This window comes from uncultured Serinicoccus sp., from assembly GCF_947487915.1.
Classification (GTDB): Bacteria; Actinomycetota; Actinomycetes; order Actinomycetales; family Dermatophilaceae; genus Ornithinicoccus.
In genome coordinates, this window is sequence record NZ_CANKYH010000005.1 from 197,876 (window position 1) to 220,512 (window position 22,637).

Here is a 22,637-nt window from a genome sequence, read left to right on the forward strand (position 1 = left end):
ACCCGGACGCCGTGTCCACCCTGTCGACGTCATCTTCGCGCCAAACTCGGACATCGGCAGCATCCTGCCGATCGACATCCGGTCCTGCTCCCGGGGACGGCGGGGCTCTCCCTTCCCGCCTCAGCCGGGCCAGACGACCTGCACGCGCTCCGCCTGGCCGGCCACGACGAGGTAGCCGCCACCCGGGGGCAGGGACTGCCCGTAGGCGGAGCGGTTGAGGCGGGCGCCGAAGAGGTCGGCGTCGGCGCTGGACTGCGGGTTGAGCAGGACACCGGTGCCGGCCTTCTTCAGCACTGCGGACGGGCCGCGGTAGTGGCTCTGCATGTCCGAGGCCGTGCCGGCTCCCACGAGCATGCTGTCGGAGTCCCGCATCTGCTCGATGGCCTTGACGAGGGCCTCGGCCAGCCACCCGTCCGACCCGACCAGCTCGGTGTCGTCGACGAGCACGACCAGGGGGTCCTCCCCTGCCACCAGGGCGGTGAGCTGCTCGGTCACCTCGCTCTGGTCGCTGCCCAGGTCCCAGGGTCCGTGCACCCCCGGCGACCCGGCGAGCTCGCGCAGCGGGCTCTTGCGCGGCGTGACCAGAGCCACCTGGCACCGTGCCCGCAGCGCCTCGTCGGCGAGCTGGCGCAGGACGGTGGAGCGCCCGCTGCGGCGGGGGCCGGTGACCAGCACGGCGGGACCGTGCTCGACCGCGTCGAGGTGGCGCAGGCCGAGGGTGTCGCCGCCCACGGCGACGGCCAGCGCGGTGTCGGGGACGGTGAGTCCCTGCGCCTGCTCCTCCTCGCGCAGCCGGTGCGCCTCCTGAGCGGTGAACCGGACCGGCAGCAGGTCGACGTGGAACGGCCGGCGCGAGCGCGGCAGGTCGGCATACCGCTGCGTGGCGGCCTTGCCGAGCGCCTGCAGGGCGCGCACCTGCGCGGTCCCGGCCGGGTCGTCGGCCAGCAGCGCGAACTGCGTCTCGCGGAGCCCCTCGGCCCGGAAGCCACGCCCCTCCGGCATCCGCTCGGGGACCTTCTTGGCCGGCATGCCGATGTTGGAGAAGTCGCTGGGGTCGGTCATGCGCATCATGATCTTGTCGTCCAGCAGCGTGCCCATGCGGCCCATGACCACGGAGCGGTCACCGGTCATGACGACCCGCACCCCGACGGCGGCACCCTCCTGGAGGATCTGCTGGAAGGCCGCCACCAGCCGACCACCGTCGAGGGAGTCGTAGACCTGGAAGAAGCCCTCCCAGCGGTCGAGGAGGACGAGCACGTAGGGGAGGCGCTCCTCCTGCGCCACCGCCGACCGCTGCTCGGCGACATCGGCGTACCCCGCCTGCGCCAGCAGCTGCTGACGCTCGCTGATGAGCGCGCGCAGGCGGCCGACCAGCCGCTCCATCCGGTCGGTCTGGTCGCGCAGGACGACGGCCCCCACGTGCGGGAGGGCCTGCAGCGGCAGCAGGGCGTTGTTGCCGCAGTCGACACCGTAGACGTGCACGTCCTCGGGCGACAGGTCCCGCGCGACGGCGCCGGCCAGCACCCGCAGCGCGCTCGACCGGCCGGTGCGCGCGGCCCCGACGATCGCCAGGTGGGACCCGGTGGCGAGGCTGTATGCCGCCACGTCCCGGCGCTGCTGCGCGGGCAGGTCGACGACCCCCAGCGGCAGCCGCATCCGACCGGGCTCGGGCACCGCGTCCGGGAACTGCTCCAGCACCTGCTCGAGGGTCACCACGTCGTCGAGCGCCGGCAGCCACGGGCTGGCCGGGGCGTGCACCCCCGACTCCTCGCTCGCCTGCTGGCAGGCCTGCACCAGGGCGGCGAGGTCGGTGGGGACCGAGACGTCCTCCTCCGCGGCCTGCGCCCGCGGCGGCGCGACCCCGAGCTCGGCGAACGGCATACCGCGGAGCTCGACCTCGGCGGCCCTGCCCTCTCCCCGCGGCCGGCCGCCGACCCGGGAGGACTGGAACGGGATGAGGCTGGAGTGGCCGAGCCGGGCGTAGCCGCGTCCCGGCGTCGACTGGGAGATCTCGGCCGCGTCGCGGGCCTCGATGACGTCCTGGGAGTCGCCCGAGTCGGTCACCCGCAGGGCGATCCGCAGGTTGGTGTTGGACTTGATCTCGGCGCTCACCACCCCTGCCGGCCGCTGCGTCGCCAGGATGAGGTGCACCCCCAGGGAGCGTCCGCGCCGGGCGATGTCGACCAGCCCGGTGACGAAGTCGGGCAGCTCGGCGACGAGCGCGGCGAACTCGTCGATGACGATGAGCAACCGGGGCATCGGCTCGTCCTCGGGTCCCCTGGTCGCGAGGTAGTCCTCGATGTCCTTCGCGTCGGCGCCCGCCAGCTGGTGCTCGCGTCGGCGCAGCTCGGCGCCCAGCGACTCCAGCGCCCGGCCGGTGAGGTGGCCGTCCAGGTCGGTCACCATCCCGACGGTGTGCGGCAACCGGTTGCAGTCCTTGAACGCCGCGCCGCCCTTGTAGTCGACGAGCACGAAGGTCATCTCGTCGGGACGGTTGTGCACCGCGAGCGAGGCGATGACGGTCTGCAGCAGCTCGGACTTGCCCGAGCCCGTGGTGCCGGCCACCAGGCCGTGCGGGCCGTCCTTGACCATGTCGATGGCGAACGCGCCCTCCGTGCCCTCCCCGATGACGGCCCGCGTGGTGCGCCCGACCGACACCCAGCGCTCCTGCACGGCGGCGGCGGTGGGCGGGTCGAGCCGGAGCACGTCGAGCAGGCGGCTCGAGGTGGGGATCGTCGCGGCGGCGTCCTCGGCAGACACGTCCCGCACCGGGGCCACCGCCCGCGCCACCCGCTCCCCCCACGCCGGGCTGACCAGGTCGGGCCGGACCCCCTCGATGACCCACTGCTCGCTCACCGTGACCCGCATGAGCGGCTCGTCGGCCTGGACCACGGCCCGGCACTCCTCCGGCAGCAGCCGCTCGTCCTCGTCCAGGCACAGGAAGGTGATCCCGACCGAGGGCCCGCGCTGCAGCAGCGGCACCATGCCGGGCAGCAGGCGCAGCCGCCGCGAGCCGTCGAGCACGACCAGCAGCGGCGGGAAGGTCACGCCCTTGCTCGAGAACGAGCCCGAGTCGGCGACCTCCAGGCGACGCTCGAGCTCGGCCACCAGCTCGGCGATCCGCCGGGCGGTGGTCTCGTCGTCCACCCCGACCTGGGCCAGCTCGGGGTCTCCGTCGTCGGAGCGCAGGTGCGGCAGCCAACGCGTCCAGTGCCAGTCGGCCTCACCGTCGGCCGAGGTGAGCAGCGTCATGTCGAGGTCCACCGGCGAGTGCAGGACCGCCAGCTGGGCCACCACCCACCGGCCCACCGCGCGCCGGGCCGGACCGGCCAGGCCGGTGACGCCGGCCTCCAGCAGGCTCACGGTGACCGGCACGTCGGGGGCGGTCCACGCCAGGTCCCCCTCGTGCTCCTCACGGGCGTTGGACTTCACCGTCACCGAGGACACCTGGTCGGCCGTGCCGAAGCGGGCGACCAGCCAGTCCGGGTCGCTGCGGCGCCGCTCCCACAGCCGGCGCCGGGGCCCGATGGCGGTCATGAGCACCTCCCCGGGGTCCGCGAAGTCGCGTCGCCGGGCGGACCGCTCGTCGGAGAGACCGGCGAGGGCGCTCTGCTGCACCTTCCGCATCCGGGCGGTGTACTCGGCGAAGTCGTTGCGGTAGCGCTTGCGCTCCTGCGACCGGCCGCTCACCCAGTTGGAGATGGCCATGAGCGGCGTCAACGCGATGAAGATGAGGGTGTAGAGGCGTCCGGTGATGAGGTACATCGCCAGGCCGGCGAAGGCCGGCAGGAAGATGAAGGCCCAGGGGATCTGCTGGCCCAGCGGCCGCCGTGGCTCGTTGGGCAGGGTGAACTCGGTCTGCCGGGCGGCCGGCAGCAGCCGCGGCGGCCGGTTGTAGTCCAGGGTGGCGCCCTGCGGGCTGAGCGACAGCGAGGCGTCGGGCGCCGTCGGCACGGTGAGCTCGAGCAGGCAGGGGCCCACCACGAGGGCCTGCCCCGGCTCCCACACCTGGCCCGGCGCCACCTCCTCACGGTCGATGTGCAGCAGGGGCGTGGGCGCGTCGGCGCTGATGACCCGGGTCCCCGGCGGCAGCTCGCTGTAGGTGCTCTCACCGGCGCGCCGCTGCTGGATCTCGGCCTCGGCGTCGAGCACGATCGGGCCCGGCAACGGCCGGCTGCGCCACACCGGCTGCTGCAGCACCCCCAGCAGGTCCGGGTCCGGGTCGAGGACGACCGTGCCGTCGGGCCGCACCTGCACGGTCAGACAGACCTCGGGCAGACCCACCGGGGGCATGGCCACCGCGGCGTGCACCGTGCTGCCGACCACGTGCTCACCGGTGCTGAGCCGGGCCACCGTGCCCGCCCCGGGACCGGAGGAGATCCGGACCTCCACCGTCCCGCGCGGCTCGGCCAGGAGGTCGCCCACCGACCCGCCGACGCCGACCACGGAGCCGTGACGTACCGGGCTGGCGGTCAGCGGCATACCCGGGTCGAGCCGCCGGTCACCCACGTAGAGCGCGGGCGCGGGCACGGCGTCCCGCTCCCGGTCGGCGAGCGCGACCGGGGCCGAGGAGGGTCCGTCCTCGTTCCGCACGACGCGCAGCTGCGGGACCTGGGCCTCGGCACCCCCGCCCGCCCCCAGCGCGGCGAACGGGCGCCCGCGCGCCGTGGTGTCGGCCACCCGGCGGGCCAGGGCCAGGGCGAGGTCGCCGACGGTGGCGTCGTCCTCGGTGTCGACGACGAGGTCCAGCGGGTCCGAGGGGCCCTCGGCCGCGGCGATCGCCGTGATCAGCAGCCGCACCGGCTCACCCGAGCTCGCGCAGGTCCGGGCTGAGGTGCTGGACGAGGGACACGGTCTCCGGCTCCAGGGCGGCGTCGCCCAGGGCGGCCGTCATCTCCCTGGTCACACCGGCCGCGTGGTCGGGGTCCGACCCGCCGAGGAGGCGCAGCAGGTCGCGCCACAGGGCCTGGGCCTGCGGCACCAGGGTCAGACCGTCACGCAGGGCCTGCTCGGCGGCCGGCCGGTCGCCGGAGCCGGCGAGGGTCGAGGCGGTGTGCCGGGCCACGGCGGTGATGACGACGCGGGCGTCCCGGGCCGCCTGGTGGAAGGCCAACCAGCCGTAGCGGGTGCCGGGGGTGCCGGAGAAGGCCGGCCCGCGGGCCTGACCCAGGACCTGCGCCAGGTCGCGCGGCGGCGTGTCGCGCCGCCCGGCCAGGGCCGTCAGCTCCAGCCAGTCGACGTGCACCTCCGGTCCGAGACGCCAGCGGCCGGCCTCGTCGCGGTCCAGCAACGGGGTCCCGTCGCTGCCCGTGCCGAGCCACTGCGTGGCCGAGGCCAAGGTGGCCTCCACCACGTCGTCCTCGACCCCGCGGGGCCACAGGGAGATGCGCAGGACCGCGTCGTGCACCCCCTCCGGGTGCAGCGCCACCAGGGTGACCAGCTCGGTCAGCAGCTCCTCCCGGGCCGGCGCGACGTGGCCGGGGGCCTGGACGAGCACCGGGCCGAGGAGCCCGACGTGGGCGAGGGCCGCCTGCCGGTCCGACATCGGGGCGGCCTCCGCGACGGGGCGTCGCTGCGCGGGCAGCGTCGCGACGGCGTCCAGGGGGCCCAGCGCGGCGGTGCGGGCGGCGGCCTCGGCACCGTCCTCGGCGGCCTCGCGCACCCACCCGGCGATCCGGTCCAGGTCGCCGTGGCGCAGTCGACGGGCCGTGCCCGACAGCCCCAGCACGCCCAGGTCGAGCTGCCCCGAGCCGTCGACGACGAACCGCCAGCGCGCGGACAGGGTCTGGCCCACGCAGAGGACCGCCAGCCCGCTGCGGCCTGCGGCGAGCAGCTCGGTCAGCTGCTGTGCCTCCTGCGGGCCCGGGCTGCCGGACAGGACGATGACGTGCGGTCGCAGGTCCTGGCCTGCACCGGCCGAACGCCCCGCGAGCACCCCGTCGACCCCGAGCCCGCGCAGCCGCGAGCGGTGGGCCTCCACGTCGCGACGTCCGACCTCCAGCGCCTCCTCGATCGAGCGGACCTGGTGGATGCGTCCGGGGGCGAGGTCGGCCAGCGCCTCGGTGCCGCTCCCGGCGAAGCCGACGAGCGTCGCCCGGGCCCCGTCGGACCACGGGTGGGTCACGAGGTCCACGACGGTGGACAGGGCGACCTCTCGGGCGACCTGCGGGTCGCCACCGACGCTCACCAGGCCGGGGGCGTACTCCAGGTCGACGAGCAGGTCGAAGCCGTGGGACCGGGCCACGTTGACGAGGGCCGGCCAGGGCGCCGGTCCGGTCACGGGGTGACCGTCCAGGTCGCCCGCGCGCAGCACCCAGACGCCGCCCTCCTCGGTCTGCTGCCAGGGCGCGGGGGGTCCGGGGTGGTCGGCGGCTCCCGCGAGGTGGACGACGAGCTGCTCGTCCCCGACGTAGACCGCGGCGGCGTCCGGCAGGTCGAGGCCCTGCTCGCGGCGCCCGGCCGCCAGCACCCGCAGGCCCCGGTCGAGCAGCTCGGCCCGTCCGCCGTCGGCCGCGAGCCGGAGGGCCTGCTCGGGCGCGCCGGGGTCGCCGTAGGCCCCGCGGCGGGTGGAGAGCGCCAGGGCGAGGCCGGCCAGCACCATGCCGCCACCGAGGGCGAGGTCGCCCAACGGGACCTGATCGGCCCCGCCACCCTCGGTCGCGGCGGCGGGCGCGGCGTCCCCCGAGGCCCCGCCGACGGCGGGGACGGCGAGGTCGGCCGCCCGGTCGGCCGCGCCGGAGCCGGCCTCTCCCGCGGCCTGCGCGGTGACGTCTGCCGTGCGTCCGCCCAGGTCGTCGAGGACGGCCTGGCTGGCCTCCGGGCCCGGCGTGGGCGCCGCGGCCGGCGCCTGGGTGCGCACCGAGGTGATGTCGGGGCCGGTCGCGTCGGCCGGCATGACCAGCTGCCAGCCCGGCTGGATGAGGTCGGCCTCCTGCAGCTTGCGTCCGTCGGGCTGCGTCCGGCCCTGGTTGAGCTGGTAGAGCTCCTTGTAGCGGTAGGGGTCCCCCAGCGTCCGGTCGGCGATGTCCCAGAGGGTGTCGTGGTGGCGGCCGGACGGCGGCTTGACCTCGTAGAACTTGGTGACGGTGGAGGACGCGGCCTCGGCCTTCGCCTCGGCGCCGGCGCCGGACGCGGTGGAGGCGGCGGAGGCGGAGCGTTCCTGCGCCCCGGCCTCCCCGACGCCGACCCCGCCCGTCGCTCCCTGCTCGGCGGCGGCGCCGGCCTGCGCGGTGCTCACCACGGAGGCCGCCGGGGCCCCGGACTGTCCGGGTGCCTGACCGGTCATGGTCGCCGACCCGGCCAGGAGGAGGACGCCGGCGATGAGACGGCGGGCGAGGAGCTGGGACCCGGCCCCCGCCGGCACCATCCCGGGCAGCCGTCCGGCGCGCACGGCCCGCCACTCGGCGAGGAGGCAGACGACGAAGTGGGCCCACACGAGCCACACCAGCACCGCCACGATGTTGATGAGCGCCTCGGCGGTCACCGGGGCGGTCAGCCAGTCGAGGCTCGGCGCGGCGGTCGGCAGCGGGTTGCCGACGAGGAGCACGAGGCCCACCGGCACCCCGACGACGAGCACCAGCAGCCCCAGCAGGGCAGCCAGCCCCCGGGGGACGGACCGCTCGGTCTGCTCCGGGCGGGGAAGGTGGTCGGCCGCCGTCCGCGGCTGGAAGCCCGCCGACGGGGTGCGCCCCGACCTGGGACGCCTGGGTGTGGTGGTGCTCATCGGTGATCCTCCCCGGATCGCTGTCGGCTCAGGTCACGGGCGGACCAGGGCCTGGACCTCGTTGACCTGCATGAGTCCCTCGCCGCTCTTGACGAAGGAGTGGAAGGGCTGCCACTCGCCCTGGATGCGCGCGTCGATCTGCCACTGGGCGTGGATCTCACCCTGGTAGGCGTCGTCCGGCTGGGTCTGGCTGGCCTGCTCGTAGGCGTGCCAGCAGGCGTCGGGGACGGTCCGCGGCGTGTCGTCCGCCTCGACCTCGCGACCACCGCCGGGGCAGCGCACGACCGGCCCCCCTCGGCCCTCGGGGTAGACGAGCAGCTCGGTGATGCGGCCCCGCATCTCGACCCCCGGGATGGACAGGTCGACGTGCAGCTCGTCCTCGCCCGCGTTGTAGAAGGCGACGTCGTCGTTGACCCACGGCACAGCGCTGGGCGAGGAGAGCATGACCGGGTCGGGCACGTTGCCGCGGCGCACGAAACGGTCGATGAAGGCCTGCTGGTTGGGGGTGAGCTCGGTGAGCTCCGGGTCGTCGGGCTCGTAGATCCAGATGCCGACGGCGAAGAACAGACCGCCCGGCTCGATGTCGAAGGTCTTGCGGTCGATGCCGCGCAGGCAGCGGTGCCAGTAGTAGTGCGTGCCCTCCGGCGGCGCCGGCAGCTCGGTGTCGCGCAGCTCGTCCGCGGTCAGCCGCTCGTGCCAGCAGTCCGGCAGGTCGTCCCCCTTGAGCACCTCGCGGATGCTGGGCCCGTCCGAGGCGTTGGCCGAGACGCACACCCCGCCCACCGAGTTGGGCGAGGCGATGAGCGAGCACGCCCCGCCACCGGTCTGGTAGGTCTTGATCCGCGTGCGGTTCTCGGAGGGCCACACCACCGGTTGACCCTCACGCGGCTCGGTGTTGACCCCGGCCTGGGCCACAGGAGGCACGGTCGTGAGCACGAGGGCACCGGCCAGGGCGGCCGCGGCGCCGCGCGAGCGCAGGGCGGGCATGCTTACCATGATCGTGTCTCCACCTCGGTGGTCGAGCAGTTGATGGTGCCGGAGTACAGCGCCTCGACGAGATAGTCCCCCTCCGCGCCCGGGTCGTCCACGAGCGAGTACTCGATCGACGACACCTCCAGACCCGTCATGCCGTCGTCCGAGCGCGAGGGATCGGCCGAGAACCCGTCCGTCACCATACATCCTTGGACCGACCATGTCCCGTCCTCCAGCTCGGTGACCTGCAGGGGGGTGAAGGGCAGCGGGCCGGGGTAGGCGCGACCGAACTCCTCCTCGAAGACCTCCACGAGACCTTCGTGGCCGGCCTCGTCGAGGGTGGCGAGCCAGCCCTCGTCGCGGGGGTCGTCGGCCGTCGCCGCGCGGGCGAACGCCTCGTTGAAGCGCTCGATGGCCAGGACGCGGGGGTCCTCGTCGAGCTCGCCCTCCTCGACGACGAGCGGGGGCGGCTCCGCGGTGAAGGTGGCCCACGTGTCCGGCCGGTCCTCAGCAGCCTCACCCGAGGACTGCTCCTCCTCCGGGGACTGCTGCTCCTCCGAGGTCTCCTCAGAGGTGGGCGCGGCCTCCTCGGTGGTCGGCTCGTCCGTCCCGGCGGCCGCGTCGTCGGAGGACAGGGCCGTCGGGGAGCTCTCCGGCACGTCGCTCGAGGTGCCGCAGGCTCCCAGCAGGAGCGGGAGCGCGCAGCCGGCCAGCAGCCGGGCGCGGGCAGGATCGGTCCTCGACGGGGAGGTCGTCGTCGTCATCGTGGTCCTCAGGGAGCGGGGGGTCCGGGCTCAGGGTCGGGGTCGGGCGGTCCGGGCTCGGGGTCGGGGTCGGGCGGTCCGGGCTCGGGGTCGGGAGGTCCGGGCTCGGGTCCAGGATCCGGACCCGGGTCGGGCTCGGGCTCCGGCGGCGGCAGCAGCTCCCCGGCCACGGGCTCGGCGCGCCCGACGCCGGAGGCGCTGAGGCTGCGCACGCCCACCATGCCCAGCAGGGTCGTCGGGATCTGCGTCTCCACCCGCACGACCATGGTGTAGGGGCGCGGGCTGTCCTCGGCCGGCTCGATGTCGGTAACACCGCAGCTGGTCACGGCGCTGCGCTGCAGCACCTGGGCGCAGTAGTCCCCGACGTTGCGTCTGGCCTGCTGCGGGTCCAGGGTGGCCGGCGGCTCGGGCTCGACGGCCTGGGCACCGGCCCGTGCGGCCTCCTCGGCGTAGGCGACCGCCTGGCTGCGGGCATTGAGCTGGCGCGAGGCGTCGATGACCAGCCCGGCGATGAGCAGCAGGGACAGGGCCACCACCGGGATCACCGGGAGGATCGACCCCCGCTCCCGGCCGGCGCGCAGCACCTGCGCGAGCCGGCTCACGGGTCCACCCCGCGGTACTGGTCCACGACGGAGGCGAAGGAGGAGGAGGGAGAGACGCTCCCGGGCGCGCCGGGCATACCGATGTCGGACAGGGAGTAGCTGCAGCTGGCCTGGACGGTCAGGGTCGAGCCGGGCTCGAAGTCGCCGGTGATCTGCACCGTGAGGCTCGCCGGGCACCCCTCGATCGCCCGGGTGTTCTCCCGGAGCACCGCCATCGCGCTGCTGCGCGCCTCCGGCATCGACCGGGCCTGGGTGGCGACCCGGGCGGCGTCGCGGGTACCGGCCTCGAGGTGACCGTTGGCCCAGGCGACCCGGCCGAAGGTCCAGGCCAGGGCGAGCATGAGGAGCACGATGGGCGCGGCGAAGGCGAACTCGAGCGCGATGGACCCGCGCTCCCGGGTGGCGGTATGCCGTCCCATGTCGTCCTCGTCTCGGTGTGTGCTCTGCAGTCGGTGGTCTCTGGAGGGGGGTGGGTCAGGGCGCCAGCTCGGGCTCGAGGAAGCGCTCCACCGTCCCGGAGGCGTCGGCCGTGGCGGTCAGCCGCAGCCCCGGCACGAGCGTGATGACGCGCCCGCTCACCGTCACCGTCACCCGGGCGGTGCCGTCGCCCTCCTCGACGTAGGAGCTCCCCACCTCGGGCTCCACGAGGCCCGGGCCGCCGACGTTGGCGGCGAAGCGCTCGGTGCGGGCGAGCGCGTCGGGCTCCAGCGCGGCGTAGTCGGAGCGGTCCTCGGCGAGGCGGAGCATGGACACCCCCTCCCGGGCCGCGTGCGTGGCGGCGGCCCGGCCGTAGAAGAAGAACGCCGCCTGCAGGCTGAAGAAGATCAACGAGAGCAGGACCGGCGCCACGATCGCCAGCTCCAGGGCCGAGCTACCGCGGTCGACGCCCCTACGGGCCTCCCGCCGCGTCCGCACCTGCGGGCGACGGCGGAGGGGCATCAGCAGGTGCCGCCCGGCCCCACGTTGCCGCACGACTCGACCTGCGCGGCCCGCGTGGCGATGACGTTGTAGACGGCCGCCCCGATGAGGGCCGCCGCGACGACGACCACCGCCGCGATGAGCGCCCACTCCAGTGCGGACGCCCCACGGTCCTTCTGGGCGATCAGGTCGCGCCGGACACGCAGCGCATACGCTCTCATCGATTTCATGGACACCCCTCGGTCATGGTCTTGACCCCGGCGAGAAACCGGGGTCGCAACTCAGGATAGTTGCACACCTACCCAGACGACGCCAGTCGGTCGGAGGTTCCCTCAGATCGCCTGCTCGGTCATGAGCGCGACCAGGGCCGGGTAGGCGAGGTAGACCAGGAACGCGACGACGAGCAGCATCTGGGCGATGAGCATGGACTGGGAGCGCTCCCCCTCGTCCCCCTCGGCCTCGGACAGCGCCTTGCGCCGCATGGTGGTGGCGCGGGCGGTGAGGGACTGCCGGATCTTGGCCCCGTCGTCGGCGGCGAGGACCAGCGCGCCGGACAGGCTCTCCAGCTCCTCCAGGCCGATGTCCTTGCCCAGCCGCCCCAGCGCCTCCCACGGCGTGGTGCCGAAGAGGCGCGCGTTGGCCAAGGTCTGCCGGATCCGGACCACGGACCAGTGGTCGCTCACCGAGGAGGCCGCGAGGAGCGCCTCGGGCAGGCCGCGTCCACCGGCGAGGTTCATGGCCACCAGGTCGAGGAAGATCCCCACCGTCCGCCGGAACTCCCGGCGCCGCTGCTCGGCCTCGGCCCGCAACGACAGGTCGGGCAGGAAGAAGCCGAGCAGGCCCAGCAGGAGCCCCAGCCCGAGGGGCATGGACGGGCCGATGTCGAGGCCACCGAGGCGCAGCGCCCCCCACACCAGGGGCCCCACGAGGAGCAGCATCGTGCCGCTCACGACCTTGAGCGCCAGCATGGCACCGACGCTGCGGTTGAGGATGGTGAGGTCGGCGCGGTGGCGGCTCATCTGCCAGCCACGCTGGGCGGCCAGCACCTCGAAGCGGTCCGCGAGGCCGGTCATGACCGAACGACCCCGGCTGCTCATGTCGGCGAACGACGTGTCGTACTCCGACAGCGTGTGGGTCTGCATCGAGCGCGAGCCGGCGTCGATGCGGGCCACCAGGGTGGCCACGCCGGGCCGCGGCCGCAGCAGCATGCGGATGAAGAGGTAGACACCCAGGCCGACGAGACCCCCGGCCAGCATGGGCCAGACCATCGAGCTCACCGTCGGCCCCCGCGATCGGTCCGACCGGTCTGGGCGCCCTCGCGCACGTCGTCGAGCAGCTGCTCCATGTCCCGGGCCCGGGCCTCCCGGTTGACCACGAGGAACCGGCTGAGCTTCTGCGGCTCGGACAGCTTGCGCATCCACAGCAGACCGCCGGCGAACAGGCCCGCCACGACGAGCAGCACGCCCTGGCCGGCGAGGCTGGCGTAGGGCTCGACGTAGACGCGGTTGAAGAGGGCCAGACCCCCCATGACGGACAGCACGATGATGACGATGATCTTCACCGAGCGCCGGATGGAGCGCCGGCTGGCGGAGATGCGCCGCCGCATGTCCAGCTCCTCCCGGGTCGAGACCGCGAGCGCGCCCAGGACGTCGCGCAGACCAGGCCCCCGCAGCCGCGCGTTGAGCACGAGCGCCGAGCAGATGACGTCGGCGGAGGGGTCGTCCAGGTCCTCGGCGAAGTCGATGAGCGCCTCCGACAGCGGCTCACGGATGCGCAGCCGGTCGACGAGGAGGTTGAGCGAGGACCGGATCGAGGGGCCGGCGTTGACCGCCGTGGCGGGGATGGCCTGCTCCAGCCCGACGGCCCCGGCGATGGTGTCGCGCAACGACTCGGTCCACGTCGCCAGCGCCTCGAGCTTGTTGATGCCGGCGGTCTCGGCACGGGAGTCGCCGGTGAGCTGGTCCCAGAGCCCGGCGAGCAGCCCGATCCCGATCGCGGCCACCACCCACCGGGTGAGCAGGAGCACGAGCAGCCCGACCACGATGCCGGCGACGAGACGGCGGCTGACCCCGCCCAGCGTGACGTTCTCGAAGCGCCGGGGCGTGGACGGGTCGCGCTCGGGCAGACCGACGACCGCGAGCACGGCGACGTAGAGCCCGAGGCCGACGACCGCACCGGTCGCCATGGGCAGGAGCAGGGTGTAGAGCTGGCCCATCAGTCCCACCGGGTGACCGGCGTCGGCGTGTAGCCGAAGGGCACCAGGTCGTCGATGCACTCGATGGGCGCCTTGGCCCGGGCCACCCCGTCCGGACCGGCTGCGAAGACCTCGGAGGAGAGCACGCGGCCGTCCACGCCGGTGACCTCCCGGATCGACTGCACGCCACGCATCAGGCCACCGCCCGTGGCGTGCTCGTTCTTCTTGCGCAGGAACACGACGAAGTTGACGGACCCGGCGATGAGCATGTGCGTGGCCTCGACGGGAAGGTTCTCCTCGGCCTGCAACGCATACGTCGCGATGCGGTTGAAGACCTCCATCGAGGAGTTGGCGTGGATCGTCGACAGGGACCCGTCGTTGCCCTGGCTCATCGCGTTGAGCATGGTGACGATCTCGTCGCCCAGCACCTCGCCGACGATGACCCGCGAGGGGTTCATCCGCAGGCTGCGGCGCACCAGCTCGGCCATCGTCACCATGCCGACGCCCTCGGAGTTGGGCAGCCGCTCCTCGAAGGCGACGACGTTGGGGTGCTGGTCCTCGAACTTGTCCAGACCCAGCTCCAAGGCCCGCTCCACCGTGATGAGCCGCTCCTCGGCCGGGATCTCGGCGGCCATCGCGCGCAGCATCGTGGTCTTGCCCGAGTTGGTGGCCCCCGCGATCATGATGTTCTTGCGGGCCGCGACCGCCGCCTTGAGGAAGCGCATGACGTCCTCGCTGAAGGTCTGGGTGGCCATGAGGTCCTCCAGGCTGACCTGGCCGAGGCGGGCCCGCCGGATCGACAGCGAGGGCCGCTGGCAGACCCCCATCACGGCCGAGAGCCGGGAGCCGTCCGGCAGCCGCAGGTCCAGCTGGGGGTTGGCGGAGTCGAACGGCCGCGAGGTCAGACCGACGTTGGCCGCGAGGATCTGGATGAGCTCGATGAGCTCCTCGTCGCTGTCCGCGACCGGGGGCGCGATCTCCTCGTGGCCGTCGGCGTACCCCACGAAGACCCGGTCGCAGCCGTTGATGTCGATGTTCTCGACCTCGCGGTCCTCCAGCAGCGGCTGCAGCCGACCGACCCCGAAGAGGGCGGCATGGATGGCCGCGGCGACCCGCTCCTCCTCCTCCGCGGTCGGCGGCACGCGCCCCTCGGTGATCATGAGGGTCGCGTGGTCCTCGAGGACCTGGACGATGAGGGAGCGGGCGAAGTGCCGCTCGTCCTCGCTGCTCATGGGCGAGCGGCCGGCGACCTCGTCGCGACGACGCTGCTGGTTGAGCCGGTCGGCGACCTGCGAGCGCAGGGTGCGCACCAGCTGGTTCATCTCCGCCTGCTGCTCGGGGCTCGCGCCCGTCAGCAGGGGGGTCGAGGACGTGGTCATCGCAGGCTCCACCTCTTCTTCCTGGATCGCTCGCGGCGCAGACGCCGCTCACCATGGGCCTCGTCGGACTCACCGGTGTCGGCGTCCGCCGCCGGGTCGGCAGGTCCACCCCCGGGTATGCCGTCGGCCGGCTCCTCCTGCCCCGTCGCGGCGTCGGGGGCGGGGGGTGGGTCATCGGCCGTCGGGTCCGCGTCCCCGGGCCTGTCGGTCCCGGCGTCGAGGACCACGGCGGGGCCGAGGGCCGCGACGAGACGCTCGACGAGGGAGCGGCCCGAACGCACCAGCATCGTGCGCTCCGGGCGCGACACCGGGTCGCCGTGGAACATCCGCTCCGGGCGCGGGTCGAGGGCGACCTGGCCGAGGTCCAGCACCTCGGGGAAGTCGGCCCGCACGGTGGCGATCGCCGAGGACGCCTCGTCCTGGCGCTGCACGCCGGAGAGCGCGACCAGCCCGATCCGGGGGGCGTCCGCCCCGAGGGCGGCGAAGGTCTGCGTCAGCACGGTCAGCCGCTCGCGCATGTGCATGACGCTGGCCGGCTCGGCCCGCACGACGCCGACCACGAGGTCGCTGCGCTGCACCAGCGAGAGCTGGCCGGAGCGCGCGGCGAGCTGGCCGGCGTCGACGACCACGTCGGTGCCCGGCACCTCCCGGAAGGCGCGGGCGAGCGTCGGCCACAGCGCGGCCGACGCCTCGGCCTGCTCCGAGGTCTCCAGCCCGACGAGCACCTGCTGGCCACCGAGGGCCACCTGCGAGTGGTCCAGGACGACGCCCGAGGACAGTCCGTGCCGGGCCAGCGGCAGCAGGGTGAGCAGCCCCGGGTGCTGGGTCAGGGCCAGGCCCGACTCGGAGGGGAGCCGCATGAGCAGGTCGCCGCCGTTGCCGTCGGCGTCGACGAGCAGCGTCTGGCGCGGCCAGAGGGCGGCCACGAGCATCGCGGTGCTCGTGACGCCGGGTGCGCCCTTGGCGCTGAAGAAGGAGATCAGGGCCATGTCGAGCTCACTCCGTGCGCCAGTCGACCACCGGCGTGGTGTCGGCCGGCAGCAGCGACAGCGCCACGGTCCCGGTCGCGCTCGCGGCGACGACGGCGGGTGCGGCGTCCTCGGGCAGGAGCAACGTGACGTGGATGGTGTCGCTGGTGTCGACGACCGGGCCGACCGCGACCACCTTGGCGGCCTCGACCAGCTGCTCGGCGTCCTCGGCGGCGGCCACCGCCGACTCGGGGACCGTCGCGAAGACCCGCACGATGTCGCCGGCCTGCACCGCGTCGGCCGGCCGCCTGGGGGACGCCACGACCACGCCGACCTGCTGCACCCCCGGCCCGGCCAGCTCGGACGGGGTGAACATCTGGCCCGAGACCAGGCTGCCCTCCGGGATGGTGCTGACCGCCTGGGAGCCGACGAACTGCGGCAGCGACTCGGCGCTCACCACCTGGGCGCCCTCCTCGAAGGCGATCTCGGTCACGGTGAAGTCGTCCTCGGTCACCGCCGCACCCTGCTGGATCGTCTGGGCCGCGACGAGGACCTGCACGCGGTTGCCGGTGCGGTAGACGAGGAGCGCGCTGCCGAGGGCCCCGACGAGGACCAGCAGGAGCGCCAGCAGCGCGAGGGCGGGCCGCTTGTCGCGGCTGCGCGCGGGCAGACGTGACGCGTTCGCGCCAGAGGTGGCGGTGGTCATACGGTGTCGTTCCCCTCCCGGCACAGACCGGAACATCGAGTCGGTGGTGCGGCGATCACCCCTGTGCGGTGCTCAGCCGCCGACCACTCTAGCCCCGGCCGCGGCGTTCCCCTAGCGACGCGCGACCGGCGGCGGTGCCATAGTGAGGGCATGAGCGACATCCCCAGCATCCCCGTCACCGAGCTCGCGGACGACGCGGTCGTCGTCGACGTGCGCGAGCCCGAGGAATGGGCGGCCGGTCACGCGCCCGGCGCCATCCACCTCCCCCTGGGCGACATCCCCGCCCGCATCGACGAGCTGCCCGAGACCTCCGCCTCGCTGCCGGTCGTCTGCCGCAGCGGCGGGCGGTCGGGTCGGGCCGTCGAGTGGCTCGTGCAGCAGGGCTTCGACGTCGTCAACGTCGACGGCGGCATGCAGGCGTGGAGCCGGGCGGGCAAGAGCATGGTGGGCGGGACGGACGGGCAGGAGCCGACGGTCGTCTGACCGCCTCTGCACGAGTCTTCCTTTTTCTTACCGTGAGACAAGAGATGGGCATACTTTCCTCGCGAGTCCGGTGGGACGCCCGTGACTGAGCCTGGACGGCGGCCTCTGCCGGTCGGTTCCCGGGTCGTGGTGCGACACCTCATCGAGGACGGGGAGCGGGCGACCGACACGATCGGCGAGCTGCTCGGTGCCACCGGGGACGAGCTGGTCGTGGGAGGCCGCCACGGGGACGTGCGCATCCGGCGGGCGGACGTCGTCGTCGCCAAACCGGTCCCCGACCGGCCCTGGCGGGTCGCCGCGTTCCTGCGACGCGCGGGCGTGGCCGTGCTCGACCTCGACGGGGTGCCCCGCCACGGCCCGGTCGAGTCGCTCCTCGACAGCCTGACGACAGGCGGCATCCCCGTCGTCCTGCTCACCGACCGCCCGGACCAGGTGGCGGCCGAGCTCGAGGAGATCGGCCTGGCGCGCTTCATACCCATGCTGCTCAGCACGCACGACCTGGGGGCCGCCAAGCCCGAGACCGAGGCGTATGCCGCGGCGCACGCGGAGATCGAGCGTCGCCTGGGTCGCCGCGTGGCGCCGGCGGAGGTCGCCTTCACCGACGACCGGGCCGACCACGTCGACGCCGCCCGTGCCGTCGGCTGGCGCGGCCAGGTGTTCACCCTCCCCCGCTGACCCGTCCGCACGACGGCACGTCCGGCGCGGCCCGATCCCGCGCCCGGGGGTGCGCGACTGCAGCGGACAGGTCGCTCAGCAGGGCGATTCCACGACATACCCGGTGCAGTCGCGCCCTTGTCGGACTGGGGAGCGGTCAGCGCAGGAGGCGCGACATGCGGCGGTCGGCGAGGGGCTTGCCGCCGGTCTGGCAGGTGGGGCAGTACTGCAGCGAGGAGTCGGCGAAGGAGACCTCGTGCACGGTGTCGCCGCACACCGGGCAGGCCTCGCCGGTGCGGCCGTGGACGTTCATCCCGGCGCGCTTGGCGTCCTTGAGCGCGGCCGCCGGCTTGCCCTCGGCCGCCATCACCGCCGCCTGCAGCGTGGTGCGCAGCGCCTGGTAGAGCTCGCCGACCTGCTCCGGGGTGAGTCCGGCCGCCAGGGCGAAGGGGGAGAGCCGGGCCGCGTGCAGGATCTCGTCGGAGTAGGCGTTGCCGACCCCGGCCAGGATGGACTGGTCGCGCAGCACCCCCTTGATCTGGGTCCGTCGTCCCTGCAGGAGCGCGGTGAAGGCCGCCTCGTCGAAGTCGTCGGCCAGGGGGTCCGGACCCAGCGAGGCCACCCCCGGCACCTTCGCCGGGTCGGACACGACGTAGGCCGCGAGGCCCTTCTTGGTCCCCGCCTCGGTGAGGTCGAAGCCGGCCCCGTCGTCCAGCCGCAGCCGCAGGGCGATGGGGCTGCGCCCGGGCCGGACCTGCGTCCGGGGCACCTCGTCGTACCACCGCAGCCACCCCGCCCGGGCCAGGTGGAAGACCAGGTGGGTGCCGTCGACGTCGAGGTCGACGAACTTGCCGTGCCGGCGGACCGCGTCCACGGGCGCCCCGACGAGGGCGGACGGCGGAGGGTCGAAGGTCTTGAGCACCGCGATGGACCCGAGCTCGGTGTCGGTCACGACCCGTCCGGTGACCCGCTCGGACAGGAAGTCCGTGAGCGCCTGGACCTCCGGCAGCTCGGGCATCAGGCCTTCTCCCCCGGCCGGGTGCGGTTGCGGGCGCCGACCAGGAGCTGGTGCAGCCCGAAGCCGTTGGACGCCTTGAGCATCGGCACCTGCACGCGCTTGCCCAGCAGCTCGTCCGTCGCCACCGGCAGACCGCTGGAGAGGACCTGCTCGGCCGGGGTCAGCTCGCGCAGGCAGATCGCCTCGACGGCCTCCGGGTGCTCCTGGGCGAACTGGCCGTAGATCACCGGGTCGTGCTGGCCGTCGTCACCGACGAGGATCCACCGCATCCCGGGGAAGTCCTCGCGCAGCCGCCGCAGCTCGGCCTCCTTGTGCTCCTGCCCCGACCGGAACCACCCGGTGTTGGTGGGCCCCCAGTCGGTGAGGAGCATCGGGCCGACCGGGAAGTCGTGGCGGCGCAGGAAGCGGGTGAGGGCGGGCGCGGTGTTCCACGCCCCCGTCGAGAGGTAGAAGACCGGCATCCGCGGGTCCTCGCCGAGCAGGGCGCGGTACATCGCGCTCATGCCCGGCACCGCCTGGCGCACCTGCTCGGACCGGACGAAGGTGTTCCACCCCGCGATGAACATGCGGGGCAGGTGGGTCACCATCACCGTGTCGTCGATGTCGCTGACCAGGCCGACGCCGACGGCGGGGTCCACGATCATCACCGACACGGTGAGCGAGTCGCCGTTGCCGAGGTCGAGGTGGGCCTCCTGCCAGCCCGGACCGAGACCGTGGCCGTGCAGCTCCACGTCGACGTAGCCACCGCGGTCGCTGCGGGCGCTCGCCTGCGCCTGGCCGAGCCGCACGTGCACGGTCACGCCCACCGCGGGCGCGGTGAGGAACAGCCGCCAGCCGCGCTGCGCGATGTCGAGCAGCGAGTCCTGCGCGTGGGTGAGGGCGGTGCGCGACTCCTCCGGCTCGTGCCGGGACAGCAGCACCCGCGCGAAGACCCGCACCCGGTCGGGCGTGCCGTAGCCGGTGTAGCCGAACAACCGCTCGTGCCAGCCGCGTCGACGCAGGCTGGAGCTCATGCGCCGTCGGACGGAGTCCTCGAGCTGCGCGGCGATGTGAGGACGCGCCATACCGGCCACCCTATCCGCCCAGCCGCGCCCAGGCCGCCGCGAGCAGCAGCAGCCCGGCGAGCGCGCTGCCGGCGCGTTCGAGGACGCGCGAGTGCCCGGCCAGGAAGGTCTGCCACCCGGGTGAGCCCAGGCCGATCCAGAGCAGCACCGCCCAGGACCGGGAGAGGCCGAAGGCCGCGCCCAGGGCGACGGCGACCCACCACGGCGGCACGACGAGCAGGACGAACAGCGCAGCGAGGTATGCCGCGGCCGACGGCACGAGGGTCCGCCACCCGCAGCCGTACTCCAGGCCGAAGCGCAGCCCGCCGCGGGCCATGCCCCGGGCGAAGACCTCCTGCGGGATGAGGATCGAGCGCTGCGGCAGCGGCAGCCGTGGCGTGAGCGCGTCGAGCACCACCAGGGCCAGGACGAGCACGACCAGCAGCACCAGGCGCACCCGCTCGGGCACCGGGCTGACCAGCCCGGACAGGACACCGAGACCCAACCCGGTGGCGGCACCGCCGAGGGTCGTCCCGGCGGCGAAGGCTCCCCAGAGGGAGAGCTGTCGTTGTCGGCCCCGGACCGAGGCCACCAGCGCCCACGCGCTGTTGACGCCTCAGGTGGAGCCGGAGAGCGCCACCCCGGCGACCGTCACCCCGAAGAGGGCCGGGACGACCCACGCCGGACCGGACACCGGGATCAGCAGCAGGCAGAGCAGCCCGCCGGCCCCGAGGAGCAGGAGCAGCGGCAACGGGTCGGCGGCCCAGCGGCGCCGCGCGGAGACCCCGGTCGCGGCGTCGGCCACGACCGGCAGGTCCGGGTCCTCTAGATCGCCCACGGGCAGATCGTCGCGACGCAGGAGCCGGAGCCGGAGCAGGTCCAGCCGTCGGAGCAGCGGTAGGTCCGGCCGTCGCTGAACTTCCAGTGCCAGGAGTCGTAGACGCCGCCCCAGCAGTCGTCCGGCCGGTGGGTGTAGTAGCGGTCGACGCCCGGCCCGTTCTTGTGCCAGGCGACGACGTTGCCGGCACCGGAGCGGTACTTCCAGCAGCAGGACCCGTCACGGCACATGGGTGAGGGACCGCACTGGATGCCGTTCTCGGTGTGGTCGCGGGCGTAGGTCGCGCACGGCCCGGTCGAGGTGTCGGTGTAGTCCAGGAAGTAGGCGGCCTGGGCCCGCACCTGGCTGCCGCCGCGGTTGACCAGCGCCAGCGACCCGACACCAACCGCCGTCCCCGCGCCCAGCACGCGGGCCAGGAAACCGCGACGGCTGGGGCGCTCCCGCAGCCGGTCCCGCAACCGGCCGGTGTCGGCCACCGGTAGGTCCTCGAAGCGCATCATGACGGGCTGTCCTCCCTCGTCGACGGTCGTGCCCCGGCCTGGTGGAGCGTCGTGTCGGCCTGGCGGAGCCAGCCGCCCAGGTCGGTGTCCTCCTCCGGCAGCAGGGCCGCCCGCAGGGTGCCCGACGCGTCGAGGAGCGCCAGGTAGGGGGTGGCCGGGACGGCCAGCCGGTCCATCACCGTCCGGCCCTGCGGCAGGCAGCGCAGCCGACCCGCGCCGTCGGCGTCCTGGAGGCCGGGTGCGCAGGAGCCCGCCGAGACGAGGGTCAGCGCCGCCGACCCGTCCGCGACCTGCGGGTCCGCGGCGAGCGCCCGCAGGGTGAGCGAGCACGAGCTGCACCCGGGCGAGACGAAGGCCAGGAGGGTATGCCGCGCGGTCGGGTCGACGAGCTCGGCCGCCAGGTCCCCCGGCACCCGGAACCCCACCAGCTCGCGGGTGGTCCGCGCCCCGGCGCCCTGGTGCGGTGCCGCCGCCCCGCCCTCGAGCTGCTGGGTGAGCAGGCTGACCTGCCGCAGCAGACCGGCCAGCCCCAGGGCCAGGAGCGCGATGGCGACGAAGGCGAGGACGAGGGCGGAGGCGGTGAAGCTCATCGCACCGCCCCGGTGAGGGTGGTGAGCCCGGCAGGGACCGCCCGGGCCGCGGGCAGCGCGGCCGTGGCCACGGCCAGCGTCAGCCCGCCGGCGGCGGCCACGACGACCTGGGCCCAGACCGGGGCGCCGGGGATGGCCGCCCACGGACCGGTCGGCAGCACCACGGCCGCGAGCGCGAGGACGCCCAGCACCCCGGCCCGCACCACGCTCCAGCCGGTGACCGGGGTGGTGCCGAGCCCGCAGCCGCAGGGGACCTCCTGCCCGACGGTGCGCCGCCGCACCACGTGCAGGTAGGCCGCGAAGCCCAGGCAGAGCACGGCGGCGCCCAGACCCAGGACTGGCACGACCGGACGGCCGAGCACGCCCAGCCCGACCGCGAGCAGGCCCACGGCCAGCACGAGCTCGACCGGGCCCAGGACGAGGGCCAGCCACCGGTGGGCGGAGGAGGGGAGCGTGCCGTGGGCCTGCAGCGCGGCCCGCGTCGACCGGGGGGCCCGGGCGTGGGACAGGCCCGAGACGAGCAGCACCAGGGCGACGGCCCACGTGCTCGCCGCCGCGAGCACGCTCACCGGACCAGCTCCACGGTGACCTCGGCCATCGAGGCGATGACCGTGTCGACGACCTCCTCGCTGCCCGGCATGCCGTAGGTCACGAAGTCGGCGCCCTCGAGGACGGCATACGGGTGGCGTTCCTCACCCGAGGACCGCGACAGCAGCCCGCCCCGCACGGGTGCCCCGGAGGAGCGCCCGCTCTGCAGCTGCCCGGTGCGGGCCCGCCGGATGTCGAGGAGGTAGCCCGGGGTCCCCCCGCCGCCGGCCCCGCCCGCCCCGGCCAGCTCGACCACCTGGGCGAGGGTCTGCGTGCGGTAGGGCGACCAGCTCGTCCGGCCGGTGGGGGTGAGGACCGGGCCCAGCCGGTCCTCCCGGAGGTCCACGTCGGCGAGGTAGCCGCTCAGGGCCTCGACATCCATGGCCGGCACGGTCGAGCCGTAGACGTGGTGGGCCCCCACCGCGACCGCCCAGCCCAGACCCTGCTGCGGGTCGTCACCGAGCCGGCCGTAGCGCAGCGAGCGGCCGTCGCGCAGCGCGACCTCCCGCTGCAGCGAGGTCCCGGTGACCTCGAGGTAGAACCCGAGGTCGGCCTCGGTGCCCGAGGTGACCTCCAGCTGGCCGGCTCCCTCCAGGGCCAGGACCGCCAGCGCCGTGCCCCCCGGCAGGGCGGTGGCGTCCGGGACGTCGACGCGCACGCCCTCACCGGAGAGCAGACGGTGCTCGGTGTGCATGGG

Annotated in this window: 23 protein-coding genes; 2 read left to right on the forward strand and 21 right to left on the reverse strand. The window is 74.4% G+C overall.

Going from position 1 to position 22,637, the window contains the following annotated elements; genetic code table 11:
* Positions 1-120 precede the first annotated feature (120 nt).
* The 13 genes from Q0795_RS08075 to Q0795_RS08135 all read right to left on the reverse strand — a co-directional run bounded on the left by Q0795_RS08075 (position 121) and on the right by Q0795_RS08135 (position 16,226).
* Positions 121-4,800 carry an FtsK/SpoIIIE domain-containing protein gene (locus tag Q0795_RS08075; protein ID WP_298888651.1) on the reverse strand — a complete coding sequence of 1,560 codons (4,680 nt, stop codon included), beginning with the start codon at positions 4,798-4,800 and terminating at the stop codon, positions 121-123.
* A gap of 4 nt (positions 4,801-4,804) precedes the next feature.
* Positions 4,805-7,723 carry a LysM domain-containing protein gene (locus Q0795_RS08080; protein WP_298888653.1) on the reverse strand — a complete coding sequence of 973 codons (2,919 nt, stop codon included), beginning with the start codon at positions 7,721-7,723 and terminating at the stop codon, positions 4,805-4,807.
* A 33-nt stretch (positions 7,724-7,756) separates the two neighbouring features.
* Positions 7,757-8,710: a hypothetical protein gene (locus Q0795_RS08085; protein ID WP_298888655.1), complete on the reverse strand. Its 954-nt coding sequence runs from the start codon at positions 8,708-8,710 to the stop codon at positions 7,757-7,759.
* A 2-nt stretch (positions 8,711-8,712) separates the two neighbouring features.
* Positions 8,713-9,459, reverse strand: a complete 747-nt coding sequence (locus Q0795_RS08090; RefSeq protein WP_298888657.1) for a hypothetical protein — start codon at positions 9,457-9,459, stop codon at positions 8,713-8,715.
* A gap of 8 nt (positions 9,460-9,467) precedes the next feature.
* Complete coding sequence (locus Q0795_RS08095) at positions 9,468-10,061, reverse strand: Tad domain-containing protein (protein WP_298888659.1); 594 nt, start codon at positions 10,059-10,061, stop codon at positions 9,468-9,470.
* The gene (locus Q0795_RS08100; protein ID WP_298888661.1) at positions 10,058-10,480 is read right to left on the reverse strand and encodes a TadE family protein; all 423 of its coding nucleotides are present in this window, start codon (positions 10,478-10,480) and stop codon (positions 10,058-10,060) included. The genes Q0795_RS08095 and Q0795_RS08100 overlap by 4 nt, the downstream gene beginning before the upstream one ends.
* A gap of 55 nt (positions 10,481-10,535) precedes the next feature.
* Positions 10,536-11,000 (reverse strand): TadE/TadG family type IV pilus assembly protein, encoded by a 465-nt coding sequence (locus tag Q0795_RS08105; RefSeq protein WP_298888663.1) that lies wholly within the window; start codon positions 10,998-11,000, stop codon positions 10,536-10,538.
* Positions 11,000-11,209: a hypothetical protein gene (locus Q0795_RS08110; protein ID WP_139719341.1), complete on the reverse strand. Its 210-nt coding sequence runs from the start codon at positions 11,207-11,209 to the stop codon at positions 11,000-11,002. Before Q0795_RS08110 ends, Q0795_RS08105 begins: the two co-directional genes overlap by 1 nt.
* Positions 11,210-11,311: 102 nt before the next feature.
* Positions 11,312-12,247: a type II secretion system F family protein gene (locus Q0795_RS08115; protein ID WP_298888665.1), complete on the reverse strand. Its 936-nt coding sequence runs from the start codon at positions 12,245-12,247 to the stop codon at positions 11,312-11,314.
* 5 nt (positions 12,248-12,252) lie between these two features.
* Positions 12,253-13,194, reverse strand: coding sequence for a type II secretion system F family protein (locus tag Q0795_RS08120; protein ID WP_298888667.1), 942 nt, complete (start codon positions 13,192-13,194; stop codon positions 12,253-12,255).
* Positions 13,194-14,552, reverse strand: a complete 1,359-nt coding sequence (locus Q0795_RS08125; protein WP_298888669.1) for an ATPase, T2SS/T4P/T4SS family — start codon at positions 14,550-14,552, stop codon at positions 13,194-13,196. The genes Q0795_RS08120 and Q0795_RS08125 overlap by 1 nt, the downstream gene beginning before the upstream one ends.
* Complete coding sequence (locus Q0795_RS08130; protein WP_298888671.1) at positions 14,549-15,541, reverse strand: hypothetical protein; 993 nt, start codon at positions 15,539-15,541, stop codon at positions 14,549-14,551. The genes Q0795_RS08125 and Q0795_RS08130 overlap by 4 nt, the downstream gene beginning before the upstream one ends.
* Before the next feature lie 7 nt (positions 15,542-15,548).
* The gene (locus tag Q0795_RS08135) at positions 15,549-16,226 is read right to left on the reverse strand and encodes an SAF domain-containing protein (RefSeq protein WP_298888673.1); all 678 of its coding nucleotides are present in this window, start codon (positions 16,224-16,226) and stop codon (positions 15,549-15,551) included.
* 150 nt (positions 16,227-16,376) lie between these two features.
* On the opposite strand from Q0795_RS08135, the gene Q0795_RS08140 reads away from it, so the two are divergent.
* The gene (locus tag Q0795_RS08140; RefSeq protein ID WP_298888675.1) at positions 16,377-16,709 is read left to right on the forward strand and encodes a rhodanese-like domain-containing protein; all 333 of its coding nucleotides are present in this window, start codon (positions 16,377-16,379) and stop codon (positions 16,707-16,709) included.
* A gap of 129 nt (positions 16,710-16,838) precedes the next feature.
* On the forward strand, positions 16,839-17,384 hold the full coding sequence (locus Q0795_RS08145) for an HAD family hydrolase (RefSeq protein ID WP_298888676.1): 546 nt from the start codon (positions 16,839-16,841) through the stop codon (positions 17,382-17,384).
* Between the two features lie 136 nt (positions 17,385-17,520).
* On the opposite strand, the gene Q0795_RS08150 is transcribed toward Q0795_RS08145, so the two are convergent.
* From Q0795_RS08150 to Q0795_RS08185, 8 genes are read right to left on the reverse strand one after another with little or no spacing between them, the layout of a single operon-like run.
* On the reverse strand, positions 17,521-18,381 hold the full coding sequence (locus tag Q0795_RS08150) for a DNA-formamidopyrimidine glycosylase family protein (protein ID WP_298888678.1): 861 nt from the start codon (positions 18,379-18,381) through the stop codon (positions 17,521-17,523).
* Positions 18,381-19,445 carry an App1 family protein gene (locus Q0795_RS08155; protein WP_298888680.1) on the reverse strand — a complete coding sequence of 355 codons (1,065 nt, stop codon included), beginning with the start codon at positions 19,443-19,445 and terminating at the stop codon, positions 18,381-18,383. The genes Q0795_RS08150 and Q0795_RS08155 overlap by 1 nt, the downstream gene beginning before the upstream one ends.
* A 10-nt stretch (positions 19,446-19,455) precedes the next feature.
* A complete protein-coding gene (locus Q0795_RS08160) occupies positions 19,456-20,016 on the reverse strand; it encodes a hypothetical protein (RefSeq protein WP_298888682.1) in 561 nt (186 codons plus the stop codon).
* Positions 20,017-20,040: 24 nt separating this feature from the next.
* Complete coding sequence (locus Q0795_RS08165; RefSeq protein WP_298888684.1) at positions 20,041-20,262, reverse strand: hypothetical protein; 222 nt, start codon at positions 20,260-20,262, stop codon at positions 20,041-20,043.
* Positions 20,250-20,762, reverse strand: coding sequence for a hypothetical protein (locus Q0795_RS08170; protein ID WP_298748619.1), 513 nt, complete (start codon positions 20,760-20,762; stop codon positions 20,250-20,252). Before Q0795_RS08170 ends, Q0795_RS08165 begins: the two co-directional genes overlap by 13 nt.
* Positions 20,759-21,352 (reverse strand): hypothetical protein, encoded by a 594-nt coding sequence (locus tag Q0795_RS08175; protein ID WP_298888686.1) that lies wholly within the window; start codon positions 21,350-21,352, stop codon positions 20,759-20,761. The genes Q0795_RS08170 and Q0795_RS08175 overlap by 4 nt, the downstream gene beginning before the upstream one ends.
* Positions 21,349-21,921: a MauE/DoxX family redox-associated membrane protein gene (locus tag Q0795_RS08180; RefSeq protein WP_298888688.1), complete on the reverse strand. Its 573-nt coding sequence runs from the start codon at positions 21,919-21,921 to the stop codon at positions 21,349-21,351. The genes Q0795_RS08175 and Q0795_RS08180 overlap by 4 nt, the downstream gene beginning before the upstream one ends.
* Positions 21,918-22,634, reverse strand: coding sequence for a hypothetical protein (locus Q0795_RS08185; RefSeq protein WP_298888689.1), 717 nt, complete (start codon positions 22,632-22,634; stop codon positions 21,918-21,920). Before Q0795_RS08185 ends, Q0795_RS08180 begins: the two co-directional genes overlap by 4 nt.
* Positions 22,635-22,637: the final 3 nt, after the last annotated feature.